Here is an 18,731-nt window from a genome sequence, read left to right on the forward strand (position 1 = left end):
CATAAAAATAAAGAACAAAACGATATCTTGGTACTGTCTAAACATAAATACGATCAAATAAAACAAAATTGCTAGGGGATATGCCCGGGCTCTTTTATATTTGAGTAACCAATTACCAAACGTGTATCTATATTTATTTAACTAACCGCAAAGGCGAAGAAACCTGTAGTCCCGTTATGACTGGTGAATGCTGTCTTCGTTGATGAATCTGATTGAAACCTATGCTAAACCGGAGTGTAATTAATTCTTGTGTGTCTTTGTTTGTATTCTGCATCGCCTGTGCATTGCCAGTTTTTTCCCGGCAGGAAATACCACAGTTTACTGATATCACAGTTAATGACGGCCTGTCATCGAATACTGTAACCGCAATTGTTAAGGACAAATATGGATTTGTGTGGTTTGGAACAGATGACGGCTTGAATAAGTTCAATGGCATTGAGTTCACTGTCTATAAGAATCACCCGGCTGATAAATCGAGCCTGAGGAATAATGAGATAACCTGCTTGCACGAAGATGTAAAGGGAAGGCTTTGGATAGGGACCAATGGCGGTTCCGTAAGCTTATACGACCGGAAAAACAACAAATTCATAAATTTTGACGGCCCGGAAACAGGGATAAGCAGCAGTGCCATTTCTTCTTTATCGAGTGATAATAATGGCAACGTTTGGATCGGAACTTATAATGGATTAAACGTGCTGAATCCTGAAACGAATAAAGTTATACAGCTAAGTGTAACTCACAGCACGAGTAAGAAACCGGAGTATAGTCCTATTACAGCTATTTACAAGGATACAAAAGGTCAGATGTGGGTTGGTACTACTCAGGGTTTGTATTTGAAAAGTGAGAAAAGCAGGGGTTTTACACGCTTCGCTCACAGACCGGAAGACTTTTCAAGTCTTTCAAATAATGCAATTCAGGCGATAACCGGCGATAGTAATGGCACTGTTTGGATTGGCACTGAGGATGGTCTGAATAAATATATTACCAGCTCGAGAAGTTTTATCCACTACTATAGTAAGTACGAAGGAACGAATTCTATAAGTGACAATTTTATCTGGACTCTGGCAGCTGATAAAAACGGTCAGCTATGGATAGGAACGGAGGAGGGCCTGGATATTATGGATGTTGGTGATTCAAAGATCACTAATATCAGACCCGACAGCAGGAATAAACACAGTATCAATAATAAATCGATCAGAAGCATACTGATCGATAATCAAAATATTTATTGGATAGGGCTTTTCCAGGGTGGAGTAAATAAATACGATAAGAATCTCACCACTTTTAATCTCATTCAAAGTAATAAATATGATCCCTCAGGTTTAAGCTCTCCTATTGTGACATCATTTGCGGAAGATATCAATGATAACATTTTTGTCGGTACAGACGGGGGTGGCTTGAATGTGTTTAACCGGAAAAATGGTTCATTTCGTCGATATAATCTTATTGGAAAGGATAAAAAGGGACAGTCAAATCTGACAGTTTTGGCCCTGGAGAAAAGTGCAGGAAAGCTTTACGTGGGTACTTATTCCAATGGGCTTTTTATTATGGACCCGGTTTCTGGCATTTATACGCAACTAAGAAGCGGTAAAAGCCAGTTTGATTTGAACCACAATGATGTTTTCTGTGTCAAGGCGGATTGGGAGGGGAATATATGGATTGGGACTAATGGCGGCGGAGTTAATATTTATGATCCACAAACTAGAATTATCCGGAAGTATGCCACCGATTATCAGACAACTACTAATAACAATGTGCCCTTAAATAACGGAATCAGGGCGTTTGAGGAGGATGATGAAGGGAATATGTGGGTTGGGACCTATGGAGGGGGAGTGTCGGTTTTTAATCCTAAGACAAACAAATTTAAATTCTACACTACCGATAATGGCATCACCAGTAATGTTGTGCTTTCGCTACTGAACGATCACAAAGGAAACATGTGGCTGGGTACCCTGGGGGGCGGTTTATGCGTAATTAACACCAGGACTAATAAAATCAGATCTTATACGGAAAGTGACGGACTTGCAAACAATGTTGTCCAAAAACTTATAGAGGATGCTAATGGCTTTATCTGGCTCAGTACTAATAAAGGGATTTCGCGATTTGATCCCAAATCAAAAGTTATAAAAAACTATACGCGGTATAATGGTTTACAGCAGAGCTCATTTGTAAACGGTGCCGGTTTACTAACTTCCAATGGAGAGATATTTTTTGGGGGATTAAATGGCATTAATTACTTCAATCCTTCGAATTTGAAGATTAACAATAACATTCCCGAGGTAGTGTTCACAGATATGAAGATATCGAATAAATCTGTTGTCCCTGGGATAGAGGGATCACCATTGCAATCGAATATTTTATTGGCTAAGGAAGCTGTGGTTGATTATAAGGAAACCTTTTCCATATCTTTTATTGCTCTGAATTTTAGTATTTCAGAACAAAATCAGTATGCATACATTCTGGAGGGCTTTGACGATGACTGGAACTCTGCTGGTACCAGTACTTCAGCCACGTATACTAACCTCGATCCCGGAGAGTATTTGTTTAAGGTTAAAGCCAGTAATAACGACGGGTTATGGAACGAAAAGGGTGCAACACTGAAAATTATTATTCGTCCCCCATTCTATAGAACTAATCTAGCTTATGCGATCTATGTCATACTTTTTCTTTCGATGCTTTTTTATTCAAGAGAAAGAGGGATCAGAAGAATAAAAATGAAGTTTGCGCTTGAACAGGAACGCATTCAGGCCAAGCAATTGATCGAGCAGGAACGCCGGGAGGCAGAACGTTTAAATGAGTTAAGCCGTTTGAAGATCAAGTTCCTTACAAATTTAAGTCATGAATTCAGAACACCAATTTCGCTGATCATGGGGCCTGTTGAAGGATTACTTAGCAGGCAATGGGATGAAAAAGTGGCCAGCCAGTTAAATATGATCAGGAGGAATGGCCGCAGATTATTAAACCTGGTTAATCAGTTGCTGGACTTTAGAAAGATGGAAGAGCAGGAGCTTAAGCTGATCCCTACTGAGGGTGATGTTGTATCTTTTATTCAGGATATTTCTGAGTCATTTAAAGATTTGTCAGAAAGGAAGAGGATAAACTTTGTCTTTGAATCACAACTTAAAAATTTATATGCCTGGTTTGATCATGATAAGGTTGAACGGATCTTATTTAATCTGCTGTCTAACGCGTTTAAATTCACAGAGGAGGGCGGCGATATTAAAGTGGATATTTATCGGTTGGAAGGTTCTAAGTATGATATAGAAGATTACTTAAATAGTGACTTAGACGATGACGGCAAAGCATTGATTTGCATCAAAGTAAGTGATACCGGAATTGGAATTGCTGCTGAAAAGCAGGATTTCGTTTTTGAGCGCTTTTTCCAGATCGATACCGAAGCGGCTATCTTAAACCAGGGAAGTGGGATCGGTTTATCGATAGCTAAGGAGTTTGTGAAAATGCATGGCGGAAACATTAGTCTTGAAAGCCAGGAGGGTAAAGGAGCTACTTTCAAGGTTATTCTGCCACTTACCATTGCATCGGACAAAGTTGAAAATGCGGTACAGGACGCAGATGCCTTAAGAGACATCAATCTGGACATAAACCACCATGCCAACAATTTCATTAATGATGAGAGAGATCTCCCTTCTATTCTGTTGGTGGAGGATAATGAGGATTTCAGATTTTATTTGAAGGATAATCTTAAGGCTCATTACAGGGTTATTGAAGCTTCAAACGGGAAAGAGGGATGGCAGAAAGCCCTGGCTACTCATCCGCAATTAGTTGTGAGCGATATCAGCATGCCTTATATGGATGGTATTGAGTTAAGCCGGAAAATTAAACAGGATAAAAGAACGGCTCATATTCCTCTTATATTACTTACTGCTTTAAATGCAGAAAAGGAACAGGTTATTGGATTGGAAACGGGGGCAAATGATTATATGACTAAGCCTTTCAACTTCGAGATCTTAAATGCTAAGATTAGAAACTTATTGATATTGAATAAAAGGTTTAAGGATACATATACCAAACAGATTAAAGTGGCGCCGACAGAACTTGAGATCCAGTCAGACAATGAAAAGTTCCTTAGTAAAGTGCTACGTTATATTGAGGACAATCTTAACGATCCCAAATTATCTGTAGAAGACTTGAGTAAGCAGGTGGGAATGAGCAGAGCTACTTTATACCATAAGTTACTTGAACTTACCGGTCAGACCCCTGTCGATTTTATCCGTTCGATAAAATTAGAACGTGCCGCTCTTCTGTTGGAGAAGAGTGATTATAATGTAGCTCAAATAGCATATATGACGGGGTATTCTTCACCAACTTATTTCACAAAATCCTTCAAAACAAAATACAACATGCTTCCTACTGAATACTTAAGTTTAAAAAGAACCAATCAGCATTGTTAAGCGAGTAGGCTTTTTTCCATCGCGCTTTTATTGCGTACTGCACCTGTGAAAATTGAGTAATTCCATCCAAATTTTGTTTAGTGACTAAAGAAAAAGTGACTTCAGGCTGCAGATAAGGCATGTTTACTAGGTGTTAAACATTTTTGTTATGATATGATACAAATGTTGCAGCCCTTCCATCGCTATCGCAATAGTTTTGGTGGTAGAGAATATCAGGCTTTCAAACCAAACTTATAAACCAGAAATCCCGATACATTTCGCCAGACATTTAATAAACCAAACTATGCCAGAAAAAGATTGGAAACGAATCAACATGAGCAGACCGTTGATAAGGATCGCACTGCCAGTGATCTTATTGTCAGCCACCGGTTGTTTTTCACAGGATGCGAAAAGTACAGCAGAGATGAAATCAAAAGACACCAGCTCTGTTACTAAAATCACCACTGCCTCTGACACCCTCCTGGTTCAGTCAAAGCCACTTATTTCAAGTATTTATACGGCGGATCCTTCAGCCCATGTTTTCGACGGAAAGATCTATATCTATCCTTCTCATGATATTGAATCGGGAATTGCTGAAACCGACAATGGCGATCATTTTAACATGAAAGATTATCATATTCTTTCAATGGATGAAATCGGGGGATCGGTGAAAGATCATGGAGTGGCCTTGGATGTGTCTTCAATACCCTGGGCAGGTAAGCAGTTATGGGCCCCGGATGCCGCTTATAAAAACGGAAAATATTACCTCTATTTTCCGGTAAAGGATAAGGAGGGTGTTTTCAGGATCGGCGTTGCTACCAGTAATAAGCCGCAGGGGCCTTTCAAGCCGCAACCTAAACCAATGGAAGGAAGTTACAGTATTGATCCGGCTGTTTTTACTGATGATGACGGAATCTCATACATGTATTTTGGTGGAATTTGGGGCGGTCAGCTGCAGAAATGGGAAAGAGGAAAATTTAATCCGGGTGGTTCAAAAACTGATCTTATGCAGGATGACAAACCTGCCCTGACCGCAAAGATTGCAAAGCTTAAAGACAACATGCTTGAGTTTGCAGAAGCGCCCAGGGACGTGGTGATCTTAGATGAGGACGGAAATGTTATCAAAGGCGGCGACCACGACAAAAGATTCTTTGAGGCTGCCTGGCTTCACAAATATCAGGACAAATACTATTTCTCATACTCCACCGGAGATACGCATAAAATCGTTTATGCCACGGGAACAAGTCCCTACGGACCCTTTACTTATCAGGGCGTTGTTTTAAAGCCGGTTTTAGGCTGGACCAATCATCATTCAATAGTCGAGTTTAAAGGAAAATGGTATTTATTCTACCACGATTGCGAATTATCAAAAGGTCAAACACACTTAAGAAACGTCAAGGTAACGGAGCTTCACTATGACAAGGATGGACGGATCATTCCGATGGATGCCAATGTTCAAAATATAGCTAATCAATAAACAAACTAATCAAAATAACCAATTATGAAAAAAATCAGACCACTGAATAGGTTTTGGTTACTCCTGTTTTTTATAATTCCAGTTGCGGTATTTGCGCAGGACAGGACAATAACCGGGAAGGTTGTTGATGAAATGAACCAGCCGCTGCCTGGCGCCAGTGTGAAAGTCACCGGAGGTGCCAGTACTTCTACCGACGTTAACGGAACTTTCCGGGTAAGAGTTTCCGAAGATGCGGTTACTCTTTCTATCGCTTTTATCGGTTACGCTACAAAAGAAGTGACCGTTGCGGCGGGGCAAACTAGTATTGATATAGCGTTAGTGCCCAGTGCAAGAAGTTTGGAAGAAGTTGTCGTCGTAGGATATGGAACACAAAGAAGGAGGGATGTTACTGGAGCAGTTTCTTCTATTAGTGGGGAAACCTTGAGAGAGGTTCCTTCTGCAAATTTCCAGCAGGCTTTGCAAGGAAGAGTTGCGGGCGTCGAAATTCAAAAAGTTGGAACAAATCCAGGTGCAGGTGCCCGGATCCGAATTCGCGGGGTTCGTTCAATTTCAGGGAGCAATGACCCTTTACTTGTATTGGATGGTATCCCTTACGAGGGAAGTATCTCTGATATTAACTCAGATGATATCGCCTCCACAGAAATATTAAAAGATGCGTCGGCAACCGCAATTTACGGATCAAGAGGTGCAAACGGGGTTGTTTTAATAACAACGAAACGTGGAAAAGAAGGCCCAACACGGGTGTCATTTTCTTCTTATTATGGTTTGAGTACTGTTGCCCGTAGGTATGAGGTTTTTAATGCTGAAGAATACCGGGCTATGCGGGATATTTCACCATGGGTTGATGGTTATATTCCGGAGGAGATCGAGGGGATTGCTCAGGGACGAAACACCAACTGGCAGGATCTGGTGTATAAGGACGGTTTGATGACCGACAACAACATCACTGTTTCAGGAGGTAGCGCCCAGAGCAGGTTCTCAATAGGATCAGGATATTTCAAACAAACAGCCGTGCTGCCAGGTCAGGACTATACACGTGGTTCTCTGCGTGCTAATGCAGACTTTAACGTAGGCAAACGGGTGACTGTTGGATTGACTTCTTTAAATAGTCTAGGAGTTGCCAGCGGTACACAGAACCCATTGGATATGTATCCGTTGTTGTCTCTAAGCCCGTTAACTTCCCCATATAATGCTGATGGGACTATCAATGTGAGACCAGCAGGCAGTCAGATCGATAAACCCTCTTATTACAACCCGTTAATATTTTTGAATGAGGAGCGGGATGTAGACAGGGTGCGGCGTTTTCGGACGTTTAACACTTTGTATGGTGAGGTGAAGATCATTGACGGCTTAAAGTATCGTGCAAATGTGGGTTTATCTTTCGTACAGGCCAATACGGCTGTGTTTCTACCGGCGGATACTGAAACCCAACCATCCTATTATAGAATAGCTCAAGGCAATACCGCAAGGGTAAACAATGAGCAGCAGTGGGGATACACATTTGAAAATCTCCTTAGTTATGAAAAAACCTTTGCAAAAAAACACCGTATCTCAGCTACTGCATTATTTAGTGTTCAGGAGCAACAAGGTTGGAATACACAAGTCTCAAAAGATTCAATCAACGCTGATTTCATTCAATTCTATGACCTAAGCCAGTCTAATCAGTCGGCAACTAATGCTGCAGATCTATCGGGAGGTGAAAATGCCTGGGGGCTGGTCTCCTATATGGCCAGAGCATTTTATTCGTATGACGACCGTTATTTGATTACACTTACCGGAAGGGTTGACGGCTCATCAAGGCTGGCTGATAAATGGGCGCAATATCCGGCAGTTTCTGTGGGGTGGAACATCAGCAATGAACAGTTCATGAGGGGTATCCAACCTGTTTCAAACCTTAAACTTCGTCTTTCTACAGGAACTACCTCAAATCAATCCGTAAACCCTTATACCACTTTGGGAGGTGTGACCTCGGGAACCATACGGTATAATTATGGTACGAACGAACTGGTGCAGGGATATAGTGTGAGTAGTTTACCTGATAAAACCCTGGAATGGGAATTTACGAAATCGAGTAACGTTGGGTTAGATTTCGGGTTTTTAGATAATCGGATTACGGGTAGTATCGAATGGTATAAGCAAAAAACCACAGGCATTTTATATGCGGTAGGTTTACCTCCCTCCTCTGGTATAGCTGGTAGCTTTACGACAAATGTTGGTTCAATGAAAAACCACGGGATGGAGTTTTCAATATCTACCGACAATATCCGCGCAAAAAAGGACAGAGGATTCAGCTGGAGTACTGATTTTAATGCCTTTTTTAACAAAAACAAGTTGTTAAGCCTGAATAGTGGGTTTACGAGAGATATTCCAAACCAGTTACATATCGGACAACCTTTAAGTGTTATTTATGACTATAAAAAACTTGGTATCTGGCAATTAGATGAGGCATTGGAAGCGGCAAAGTTTGGGCAGGTTCCCGGCCAGCTGAAACTTGCAGATATCAGCGGGCCTGATGGAGTGCCCGATGGACGGATAACAGAAGATTACGACAGAACTTATGTTGGTAATGGCGATCCTAAGGTTCAGGGAGGAATTACAAACCGATTCAGTTACAAAGGCTTTGACCTCGATATTGTTGCCTATGCCCGGCTGGGCGGAACGCTGGTAAGTCAGCTTCATCAGCCGAGCTCAGCTTACTTAACAGTAAATGATGGGAGAAGAAATGGACTTAAAGTTGATTATTGGACTCCCTCCAATCCAACGAATGATTTTCCTATGCCTTCTACGCGAATAACTCCTCCGCAGGCTACCAGTGCATGGACAACCCTGGGTTATTATGATGCTTCTTTTGTAAAAATCAGAACGATCAATCTGGGATATACATTTTCAAATATGTTGACCCAAAAAGTTGGAGCTCAAAGGATGCGCCTGTATGTATCAGTCCAGGACCCCTTCATCTTATTTTCACCGTATATTAAAAAAGGAGGAATGGATCCCGAGCCGACAAGTGATACTGGAAATAGCGGTGTAGGAAATCCACCGAACCTTCGAAGCGGGGCCGGCCAGGCGAACCGGGCATTAGTTATTGGTGCTACCGCACCTGCACTAAGGACCTTTTTAGCAGGAATCAATGTTTCTTTTTAATTGATCAAAGATATTATCATGAAAATCACTAATAAATTATCTGTTACACTTTTAACTCTGGCTCTGTTATCCCAAGCTTGTAAAAAGATACTGGAGGAGGAGCCTAAGACCTCTTTTACTACTGAATATTTTAAAACTCCCCAGGGAATTCAGCAGGCAATAAATACTATTTATTCTGGGATGAGATATAATTATGGTCCTACCGGAGGTATCGCCGTAACTGTTCAGGGCACCGATGAATTTACATTTGGCGATCAGCCAAGAATTGACGGAACAGGGGACAATCTTCAACATAACCAACTAGGAACTTACAATATCAACCCGGATAACGGCGCCATTCAAACTCCATGGAATCGCAATTATCAACACATCAACCTGTGTAATGCCGTTATTGAGTTTGCGTCGGAAACCGGACTCCCTGAGTCGCAACAAAATGTGCTGGTTGGCGAAGCAAGATATATGAGGGCTCATTATTACATGCTCCTGGTGACTCAGTTTGGTGCAATTCCCTTAGATATGGGCGCTGGGGATCTGAAGTTCAATACCGTTCCATATTCTGGTTTTAAGCGACCTGCGGCAGGTCCGGAAAGAGAGGCATTGGTTGGTAAGAATTTTCAGGCAATGATTGATGACCTAAAGTTTGCAAGTGAGAACTTGCCCGATCAGCGCCCTTCAACACCGGTAAATGGAGTGCAGTCTTTTACTTCATTCAAGCTTTCTAAAGCAGCTGCCTTATTGTTGCTTTCCAAAATGTATATTTTTAGAGGCTATTCAGCCCATGCCCAGCCGGACGACTGGCGAAATGCGTATAATGCAGCTAACGAATTAATAAGCAATCAGTCAAAATACGGCGTTGCCTTACAGCAAAACTTTGCTGATATATACAAACCCGGAAACGATTACAATTCTGAGATTCTGTATTCGGTAGAACGGGTAGCGCTGAATAACGAATCGAACGAAGTGCCTTCCCCGGGAACAACCTTTGACGGAAAAGCTAATTTTTCGAACAACGCTTTCACCTCAAACTACGAGAATAATCCGCCCGCAACTTACTTCAATGCCAATATCCGTGGCTTTGACTTAATTGATGGAAGGCCCCTGGTATTCAATCGTCCATTAAGACGTCTGGCTCCCACACGGTTCCTTCTTAGACAAATATTCGCCGACAAGGTGAACGACAGTCGTTATAACGGATCATTCAGGGATGTATATTATGCTGCTTCACAGAATGCAGCGGGAACTGAGAATTACAATAATTATGTAACAAACCTTGGAACTAAGGGGTTTGCACTTGGAGATACCGTAATTTACATGACTCCTACTAATGAGATAGCAACTGCTTTAAAGGCACTCACAGGGGCAAACATGAAAAAGTACTGGATCATTTCACCTGATGAATTCTATACTAACCAAAATACAGGGCTGACCATTTATCCAAGCCTGAGTAAGAATGAAGCACCAAACAGAGCCGCATTTAATGACGCCTCGGGAAGACCGTATATTGTAAGTAAGCTTGGCGAGGCATACCTGCTGGCCGCAGAGGCTGCTATGCAAATGGGTGACCAGGGCAATGCAAGGAAACATATAGTTACTTTAAGGGAGCGCGCAGCATACCGTTCGGAACGTGCAGGGATGAATGCGACACAAAACGCCGAAGCTAATGCTGCAGCCAAAATAGGCAATGTGTTGAGCATTCCTGCCACCATAGACCTGGATTTTATACTGGATGAGCGTTCAAGAGAGTTAGCTGGTGAGAGTATGAGATGGGCCGATTTGGCCATGCGTGGTAAACTCCTGGAAAGGATTAAGAAAACATATACAACGACCGTAAATGGGCAAACTGTGACCAGTGCAGCTAATCCCGACGCTGCACCGGGAATTAAAGAGTTCCATGTTTTGCGACCGATCCCGAAAGGACAGTTAGATGCGGTTGATGATCCCGACAAGGCTAAATTTCAAAATCCAGGGTACTAGTCACAACTATTCTATTTATATAATATGAAAAAGAATTTATTTGTTCCAGTTATACTTGCATCATTTATAACTGTGATAAGCTCTTGTAAAAGAGAAGATATTGGGATACTCAACTATGCCTCCTATGCTGATACTTCGGGAACCTTAAAAGAACTCGCTAATTTTCCGATCGGAATGGCTGTTGAGTATCCTTTAGCGAGTACAAATTCCAGATACTGGGGTACAGTAAAGAGGGAAGCCAATTCGATCACTTTTGGAAATGAATTAAAGAACAGTTCCATTGTAAAGGCTGGTGGTACTTATGATTTTACAACAGCCGATAACTTTTATAACCTGGCCACGAATGCAGGTTTACAAGTCTATGGTCATACATTAGTTTGGCATTCTCAGCAAAGAGCAGATTATTATACGAGTCTGATAGGAGGAGATGTCAGCGGCCCTACCGTAACTAATTTAGTAGTTAATCCAGGTTTTGAAGTAACAGCGAACAGCAACGGAGACATAGCGCAGGGCTGGCAGATTTTAAATGGAGCCGGACAATTTTCTATCAGCAGCACGAACAGCAACTCTGGAACAAACGCCTTGCAAGCAAATGTTCCGGCTGGAGGGCAGAATTATAACACTCAGATTATTACGAGAACACCAATACCCGTAACTGCAGGTAAAACGTACACTATTTCATATTTTATTAAAGGGGCAGCGGCTCAGAATATTCAGTTTGAAATAAGGCCCTCTTCTGGTTCGGTAAACTATCAGGGTGGTAAACCTGTAAGTACAAGTTACAGTAAAGTTAGCTACGATTATCTTGTTCCAGCTGGAGTAACAACTATTCAGCTCGCCTTCGACCTTGGTGGAACTGCAAATACACTGTATATCGATGATGTTAGTATCGTGGATGCAACGACTGTCCCCCCACCTTCAAATACCGAAATAGCGGCTATTGTTGATAATGAGATGAAAAGGCATATTCAGACTGTTGTTGGCCGTTATGCAGGTAAGATTAAATCCTGGGATGTAATAAACGAGCCATTTACAGATGGAGGCGGAGAATTACGTAATAATACAAATTCATTGAAAGAAGACCGCACTGACATATTCGTTTGGCAGAACTACCTCGGCAGAGGCTATGCTGCAAAAGCCTTTCAATATGCCAGAGCGGCTGATGCAAATGCAGATTTATTTATGAATGATTTTAATCTGGAATCTGATGAAACGAAATTGAATGCGTTTGTCCAACTGGCTAGTGAATTAAAAGCTGCGAATGCAGGAATAACCGGTGTGGGAACTCAAATGCATATTGATGCTGCCACTGCCGACTTTGGTAAGATTGCGATGTGCTTTGACCGCCTTGCATCCACGGGATTAAAAGTGAGGATCACTGAATTAGATATCCGGATCAATGCAACTAAAAAGGAATACTTTGTGCCTACTGAGCAGCAATTACGTCACCAGGCGACAGTATACAAATTTGTAATCGATAGTTACTTCAGGTATGTTCCTGTTGCGCAGCGTGCGGGTATTACATTCTGGGGTGTTCATGATCCGGACAGCTGGTATAATTCTAATAACGCACCCAACGTTTTTGAGTACCCTCTTCTATTCGATAAAGACTACAATAAAAAAGTTGTCTATTCTGCAGTAAAACAGGCCTTAATGGATAATAGATAGTTCGGGAACCGGCAGGTGTTCCATCCTGCCGGTTTTATTTTAAAGCAGCCTGCAATGAGACCATTCTTTTTAATAATCAGCTTTTTCTTATTTGCTTTCAATTCATTGTTGGCGGAGGTGCGTCTTCCCCGCCTGATCAGCAATAATATGATCCTGCAGCGAGATCAAATAATTAACATTTGGGGGTGGGCAAAGACCGGAGAGAAAGTTACTGTGCGCTTCAACAATAAAAGCCTGTCTGCTAAAGCTGGATCAAACGGCAAATGGCAGATCGCCTTTCCTGCCATGAAAGCTGGCGGACCCTATATTATGCAAATAGACGCAGATAATCACATTACTTTATCTAATATTCTTCTTGGGGATGTTTGGGTTTGTTCAGGTCAGTCGAATATGGAGTTGCCCATGTCAAGAGTGAAGCCGAAGTTTGGGCAGGTAGTCTCAGCGTCTGCTAATCCGAATATCAGGCAGTTCGATGTGGCAATGCGTTATTCTTTTAGAGCTCCGAAAGAGGATTTTGATAGTGGAAGCTGGGTTGAGGCAAATCCTGAAAGTGTTTTAAATTTTACGGCTGTTGGTTACTTCTTCGCAAAAGAACTGTATGAAAAGTATAAGGTGCCTATTGGCTTGATTAAATCAGCGGTAGGTGGCTCTCCGGCCGAAGCCTGGTTAAGTGAGAAGGCACTGTTGCGATATCCCCATTTTTTAGAACTGACGAGGCGATATAAAGACAGTACTTTGGTTGACAGTATTAAAAAAGCCGATGCTCAAATTGTAAACAGCTGGAATGCCCGTCTTGATAAAGAGGATAAAGGTTTAAGAGAATCCCCGGTATGGTACAGCCTTGATTATAAGGCTAATGACTGGGAGCTTACCCAAATCCCCGGTTATAAAAATACTAATGGAGTGGTTTGGTTCAGAAAGGAAATAGATGTACCTGTGTCTATGACTGGCAAACCAGCTCTATTGATCTTAGGAGCGATAGTAGACCGCGATGTGGTGTATGTGAATGGAAAGTTTGCCGGTTCCACCGGCTACCAGTATCCACCACGAAGATATAAGCTTCCTGCTGGGCTGTTAAAGCCTGGTAAAAACGAGATCGTGATTAGGGTGATCAGTTATTCCGGTCGCGGAGGTTTTGTCAAAGATAAAGAATATGCCCTTCAGGCTGAAGGACAAAGTATTAATCTGCAGGGCGACTGGCAATACAAATTAGGCTATGCTTCAGAACCAATGCCGGGCGGCGGCACAACCTTTCAATACCAGCCAGGTGGTTTGTTTAACGGAATGATCGCCCCTTTGTTGAAATATTCAATCAAAGGTGTGATCTGGTACCAGGGAGAATCAAATACGGGCAGGGAAAAAGAGTATCAGCAGCTTTTTCCAGATGTAATCAGAAACTGGCGCAGTAGCTGGAAGCAAGGAGAGTTTCCGTTTCTCTTTGTTCAGCTAGCCAACTTTATGGAAGTAAAAGCTCAACCATCTGAAAGTGAATGGGCTGAATTGAGGGAAGCTCAATCAATGGCCTTAAGCTTGCCCAATACGGCTATGGCCGTAACGATCGATGTGGGTGAATGGAATGACATTCATCCTTTGGATAAACAAACAGTCGGAAGGCGATTGTCGCTGGCTGCTCAAAAAATAGCCTACGGGGACAATGGCGTAGTTTACTCAGGACCCACTTATCAGTCGGATACACTAGAAGGTAACAAGGTGGTGATCATCTTTGATAATATAGGATCTGGATTAGTGGCAAAAAATGGCGGATTAAAAGGCTTTGCTATTGCAGGAGCGGATAAACGATTTGTTTGGGCACAGGCTCGGATAGAGGGGAATAGGGTGATTGTCTGGAATGATGAGATTCGGCACCCTGTTGCTGTTAGATATGCCTGGGCAGATAATCCGGAAGGTGCTAATCTTTACAACAAGGAAGGCTTGCCCGCTTCTCCATTCAGAACGGATGCTTACAGTTTCAATACTCACACACTTAGATAAATGAATTTAATATTTAGAGTAATAATGTTTTCCTTTTTGGGAGCTTTGATGTTTGCAAGCTGCAAACCGAGAAAGGGTCATGCTGTAAAGGAAGCGGATCAAAAGGGCATGAAAGATCATTACAGAAGTTATTTTCCGGTTGGTGTTGCGGTGGGGCCACAATCTTTAAAAGGGGATGAAGCGGTTCTGATAAAACAACATTTTAACAGCATTACTGCTGAGAATGCTATGAAGATGGGACCGATCCATCCCCAGGAAAACCGGTATTTCTGGCGGGATGCGGATTCTATTGTGAGCTTTGCCGAAAAGAACGGACTTAAGATAAGAGGACATAACTTGTTATGGCATGAGCAGACACCCGACTGGCTGTTTAAAGATGGCAGTGGAAATCAGGTGAGTAAAGAGGTGTTGCTCCTGCGTCTTAAGGATCATATTACTAGTGTAGTAAAGCGATATAAAGGGAAGATCTACGCATGGGATGTAGTGAATGAAGCGATCGACGATAGTCCGCAAAACTATTTGAGAAACTCCGAATGGTACCGGATATGTGGGGATGAGTTCATTTCAAAAGCCTTCCAATATGCGCATGAGGCTGATCCGGAAGCTTTGCTTTTTTACAATGATTACAATACGGAACGTCCTGAGAAGCGGGAGCGGATCTATAGGCTGCTGAAAGAACTGCTGAATGCGAAAGTGCCTGTTCATGGCGTCGGTTTACAAGCGCATTGGTCGATCTACGAGCCCACGGAACAAGACTTGCGGGCGGCAATTGAAAAATACTCATCACTGGGATTGCAGCTTCATATCACTGAACTGGATATGTCTGTGTATCCGTGGGAGAAGGATCGCCGAGAGAAAAGGCCGGATGAAGCTGATTCACTTAGTCCTGAATTAGAACAAAAGCAAATTGCGCAGTACAGCATGGTGTTTAAAGTATTCCGGGAGTATAAAAAGAACATTACCAGCGTGACCTTCTGGAACGTTTCAGACAGGTACACATGGCTGGATAGCTATCCGGTTGCCGGAAGGAAAAATTACCCGCTCTTATTTGATATCAACCTTAAACCTAAAAAGGCTTATTGGGAAGTCGTGAATTTTAAGAAATAAGCTTGTATGAAAAAACTAAATTGCCTGTTCCTGGGGACCCTGCTGCTGCTTTTTATGCAGGTAAAAGCGAATGACGACATCAGCTATGTATCGAATAAACCTGTCAGCAATGGGTTTGCCTTAATTGCTGATAGTAAGCCCGTTCCTGTTTTATGTACTAATGCTGATCATCCCGGAGTATTAAGAGCCGTTAAGGATTTTCAGAATGACCTTAAGCTGGTTTCGCAATCACAGCCAGCTCTATTAAACTCGCCGGAAGGTAAACTGCTTGTGCTTATTGGTACAATCGGTAAAAATAAATGGATAGACGTGCTTATTAGGGAAAAGAAGCTGAACGTTTCTGCTGTGAAAGGGAAATGGGAGGCTTCAATTACTCAAATAATAAATAAACCTTTTCCTGGAGTTGAAAAAGCTCTGGTTATAGCAGGAAGTGATAAGCGTGGTACTATTTATGGAATTTATGATCTTTCTGCGCAGATAGGAGTATCTCCCTGGTATTACTGGGCGGATGTCCCGGTAAAGCAGCAAAAAGAGGTTTATGTGCTTCCTATGATTCATGTGAGGAAGGAGCCGGTAGTTAAATACCGGGGAATCTTCATTAACGATGAAGCTCCGGCACTTTCGGGCTGGTCGCGGGAGAAGTTTGGAGGGTTTAATCATAAGTTCTATGAAAAAGTATTTGAATTGATTCTGCGCTTAAAAGGAAATTATCTGTGGCCGGCGATGTGGGGAAGTGCGTTTTACGATGATGATCCGCAGAATCCAAAACTTGCCGATGAAATGGGAATAGTCATAGGCACTTCTCACCATGAACCATTGATGCGTGCGCATGATGAATGGCGAAGGTATGGCAAAGGCGCCTGGAACTACAATTCGAATGCAGCTGCTTTACAAGAATTCTGGCGTGGCGGCATTAAACGCATGGGCAATAATGAAAGCATTGTGAGTATAGGAATGCGGGGCGACGGAGACGAACCTATGAGTGAGGAAAGCAACATTGCTTTGCTTGAAAAAATTGTAAAGGATCAGCGCGAGATCATAAAAGAAGAAACCGGTAAACCGGCTGATCAGACTCCCCAGTTATGGGCCTTGTATAAAGAAGTTCAGGAATACTACGATAGGGGAATGCGGGTGCCAGATGATGTAACCTTGCTTTTATGCGATGATAACTGGGGTAATATCCGGAAACTTCCGAAGCTGGATGAGAAACCGCGCAAAGGGGGATATGGTATTTATTATCACTACGACTATGTTGGAGGGCCGCGGAATTATAAATGGGTTAATACGAATCCGATCACGAAAGTCTGGGAACAAATGAACATGGCTTACGAATATGGAGCTAACCAGATCTGGATCGTTAATGTTGGCGATATTAAACCTATGGAGTTTCCTACGGAGTTTTTCCTTGATTTTGCTTGGAACCCCAGGCGATGGCCGGCTGAGCGATTGCAGGAGTATACAAGGCTTTGGGCTGAGAAGCAATTCGGTGCGGAGCATGCTTCAGAAATTGCTGATATTATATCCAAATACACCAAATATAATGGCCGCCGTAAACCGGAATTGCTGTCTCCGGAGACGTACAGCCTGACGAATTACAGGGAGTTTGAGCGTATCGTCTTTGATTATAATAGCTTACTTGGAGAAGCGGAGAAAATTAATCTGGCATTGCCGGTTGAGTTCCGGGATGCCTATTATCAATTGGTCCTTCATCCCGTTAAGGCATGCGCCAACCTGAATGAGCTATATTATACCGTTGCAAAAAACCGGCTTTATGCTACGCAAGGCCGTGCTTCTACTAATAGACTTGCTGAGAAAGTTAAATTGCTGTTTGACAGAGACGCTGCGATATCAGAGGAATATAATAAAGGGATCGCTAATGGGAAGTGGAATCACATGATGGATCAGACGCATATAGGTTATACCGGCTGGCAACAGCCTGAAAGGAACACTATGCCTGCTGTGGAACGGATTGATCTGCCTGCAACCGCAGAGTTGGGAGTAGCCATAGAAGGCTCTGATAATTTCTGGCTGGAGGGCTCTACAGCTGTGTTGGAAATGAGTTCATTGGAACAGGAATCACGTTACTTTGATGTTTTTAACCGGGGAACTGGGATATTAATCTACAGTATCTCTTGTCCTGTCTCATGGGTTAAACTAAGCAGCAATAAAGGTAGTGTTGAGGAAGAGCAAAGAGTATGGTTAAGTGTGGATTGGGAAGCTGCTCCGATGGGAGTGAGCAAGGTTCCGGTGGGTATTATTGCCGGGGACAAAACAGTCTTCGTGGAGGTGTTGGTCGTTCGTTCCAGCCTTAAAGCCGGATACGGGTTTAGTGATACTCAGGGCTATGTCGCTATTGAGGCTGAGCACTTCAACCGGGCGGTAAACAAAGGAAAGACTTCCTGGAAAAAGATTCCCGACTATGGCAGAACCTTGTCGGGAATGACGACACTTCCTTCAACCGCCGCTGCATCGAAGCCAGGCGTGGATAGCCCGCGGCTTGAGTATGAAGTGGGTTTTGAGAAATCGGGTGAGGTCACCGTACATACGTATATATCTCCAAGCCTTGATTTTACCAATTCCAATGGTTTACGATATGCGATCTCAATTGATGATGAAGTGCCACAGGTTATTAACCTTCATGCGGATAACACCGAAGAGGCATGGAACGTATCGGTAGCCGACAATATCAAAGTCTTAAAGTCTAAGCATCTGCTCAAGACAGCCGGAAGGCATGTTCTAAAGTTCTGGCGGGTTAGCCCGGGAGTAGTATTGCAAAAATTGGTAATTGACACCGGCGGTTTGAAAGAAAGTTATCTGGGACCGCCGGAAACAAACTAGTTGTTGTCCCTCCTGTAAATTGGTTAATAGTAAATAGCCAGTTCTCTCCCCGGGAACTGGCTATTTGTTTTAGTTATATCTAACAAAAAAAAATTGTTTTGGTTAAACCTCCCTGTGGGACGGTTCATTATGGAGAGCTA

At 42.6% G+C, this 18,731-nt stretch carries 8 protein-coding genes; all 8 read left to right on the forward strand.

Going from position 1 to position 18,731, the window contains the following annotated elements:
* The first annotated feature begins 221 nt into the window (after window positions 1-221).
* A complete protein-coding gene (locus tag J3P37_RS11970; RefSeq protein ID WP_256011405.1) occupies window positions 222-4,412 on the forward strand; it encodes a hybrid sensor histidine kinase/response regulator transcription factor in 4,191 nt (1,396 codons plus the stop codon).
* 283 nt (window positions 4,413-4,695) lie between these two features.
* Window positions 4,696-5,868: a glycoside hydrolase family 43 protein gene (locus J3P37_RS11975; protein ID WP_256011406.1), complete on the forward strand. Its 1,173-nt coding sequence runs from the start codon at window positions 4,696-4,698 to the stop codon at window positions 5,866-5,868.
* A 24-nt stretch (window positions 5,869-5,892) separates the two neighbouring features.
* The gene (locus tag J3P37_RS11980) at window positions 5,893-9,012 is read left to right on the forward strand and encodes a SusC/RagA family TonB-linked outer membrane protein (RefSeq protein ID WP_256011407.1); all 3,120 of its coding nucleotides are present in this window, start codon (window positions 5,893-5,895) and stop codon (window positions 9,010-9,012) included.
* A gap of 18 nt (window positions 9,013-9,030) precedes the next feature.
* Window positions 9,031-10,986, forward strand: a complete 1,956-nt coding sequence (locus tag J3P37_RS11985) for a RagB/SusD family nutrient uptake outer membrane protein (RefSeq protein WP_256011408.1) — start codon at window positions 9,031-9,033, stop codon at window positions 10,984-10,986.
* 24 nt (window positions 10,987-11,010) lie between these two features.
* On the forward strand, window positions 11,011-12,654 hold the full coding sequence (locus tag J3P37_RS11990; RefSeq protein WP_256011410.1) for an endo-1,4-beta-xylanase: 1,644 nt from the start codon (window positions 11,011-11,013) through the stop codon (window positions 12,652-12,654).
* Window positions 12,655-12,708: 54 nt separating this feature from the next.
* Entirely contained in the window at window positions 12,709-14,646 is a 1,938-nt protein-coding gene (locus J3P37_RS11995) for a sialate O-acetylesterase (protein WP_256011411.1), read from the forward strand.
* Complete coding sequence (locus J3P37_RS12000) at window positions 14,647-15,753, forward strand: endo-1,4-beta-xylanase (protein WP_256011413.1); 1,107 nt, start codon at window positions 14,647-14,649, stop codon at window positions 15,751-15,753.
* A gap of 6 nt (window positions 15,754-15,759) precedes the next feature.
* Window positions 15,760-18,591: a glycosyl hydrolase 115 family protein gene (locus J3P37_RS12005; RefSeq protein ID WP_256011414.1), complete on the forward strand. Its 2,832-nt coding sequence runs from the start codon at window positions 15,760-15,762 to the stop codon at window positions 18,589-18,591.
* Window positions 18,592-18,731: the final 140 nt, after the last annotated feature.

The sequence above is a fragment of the Desertivirga xinjiangensis genome (assembly GCF_024436435.1).
Lineage (GTDB): Bacteria > Bacteroidota > Bacteroidia > Sphingobacteriales > Sphingobacteriaceae > Desertivirga > Desertivirga xinjiangensis.

Bases quoted from the DNA above. Each gene is read 5' to 3' on its own strand.
- J3P37_RS11975 (WP_256011406.1), top strand. From the start codon at position 4,696: ATGCCAGAAAAAGATTGGAAACGAATCAACATGAGCAGACCGTTGATA.
- J3P37_RS11970 (WP_256011405.1), top strand. From the start codon at position 222: ATGCTAAACCGGAGTGTAATTAATTCTTGTGTGTCTTTGTTTGTATTC.
- J3P37_RS12005 (WP_256011414.1), top strand. From the start codon at position 15,760: ATGAAAAAACTAAATTGCCTGTTCCTGGGGACCCTGCTGCTGCTTTTT.
- J3P37_RS11980 (WP_256011407.1), top strand. From the start codon at position 5,893: ATGAAAAAAATCAGACCACTGAATAGGTTTTGGTTACTCCTGTTTTTT.
- J3P37_RS11985 (WP_256011408.1), top strand. From the start codon at position 9,031: ATGAAAATCACTAATAAATTATCTGTTACACTTTTAACTCTGGCTCTG.
- J3P37_RS11995 (WP_256011411.1), top strand. From the start codon at position 12,709: ATGAGACCATTCTTTTTAATAATCAGCTTTTTCTTATTTGCTTTCAAT.
- J3P37_RS11990 (WP_256011410.1), top strand. From the start codon at position 11,011: ATGAAAAAGAATTTATTTGTTCCAGTTATACTTGCATCATTTATAACT.
- J3P37_RS12000 (WP_256011413.1), top strand. From the start codon at position 14,647: ATGAATTTAATATTTAGAGTAATAATGTTTTCCTTTTTGGGAGCTTTG.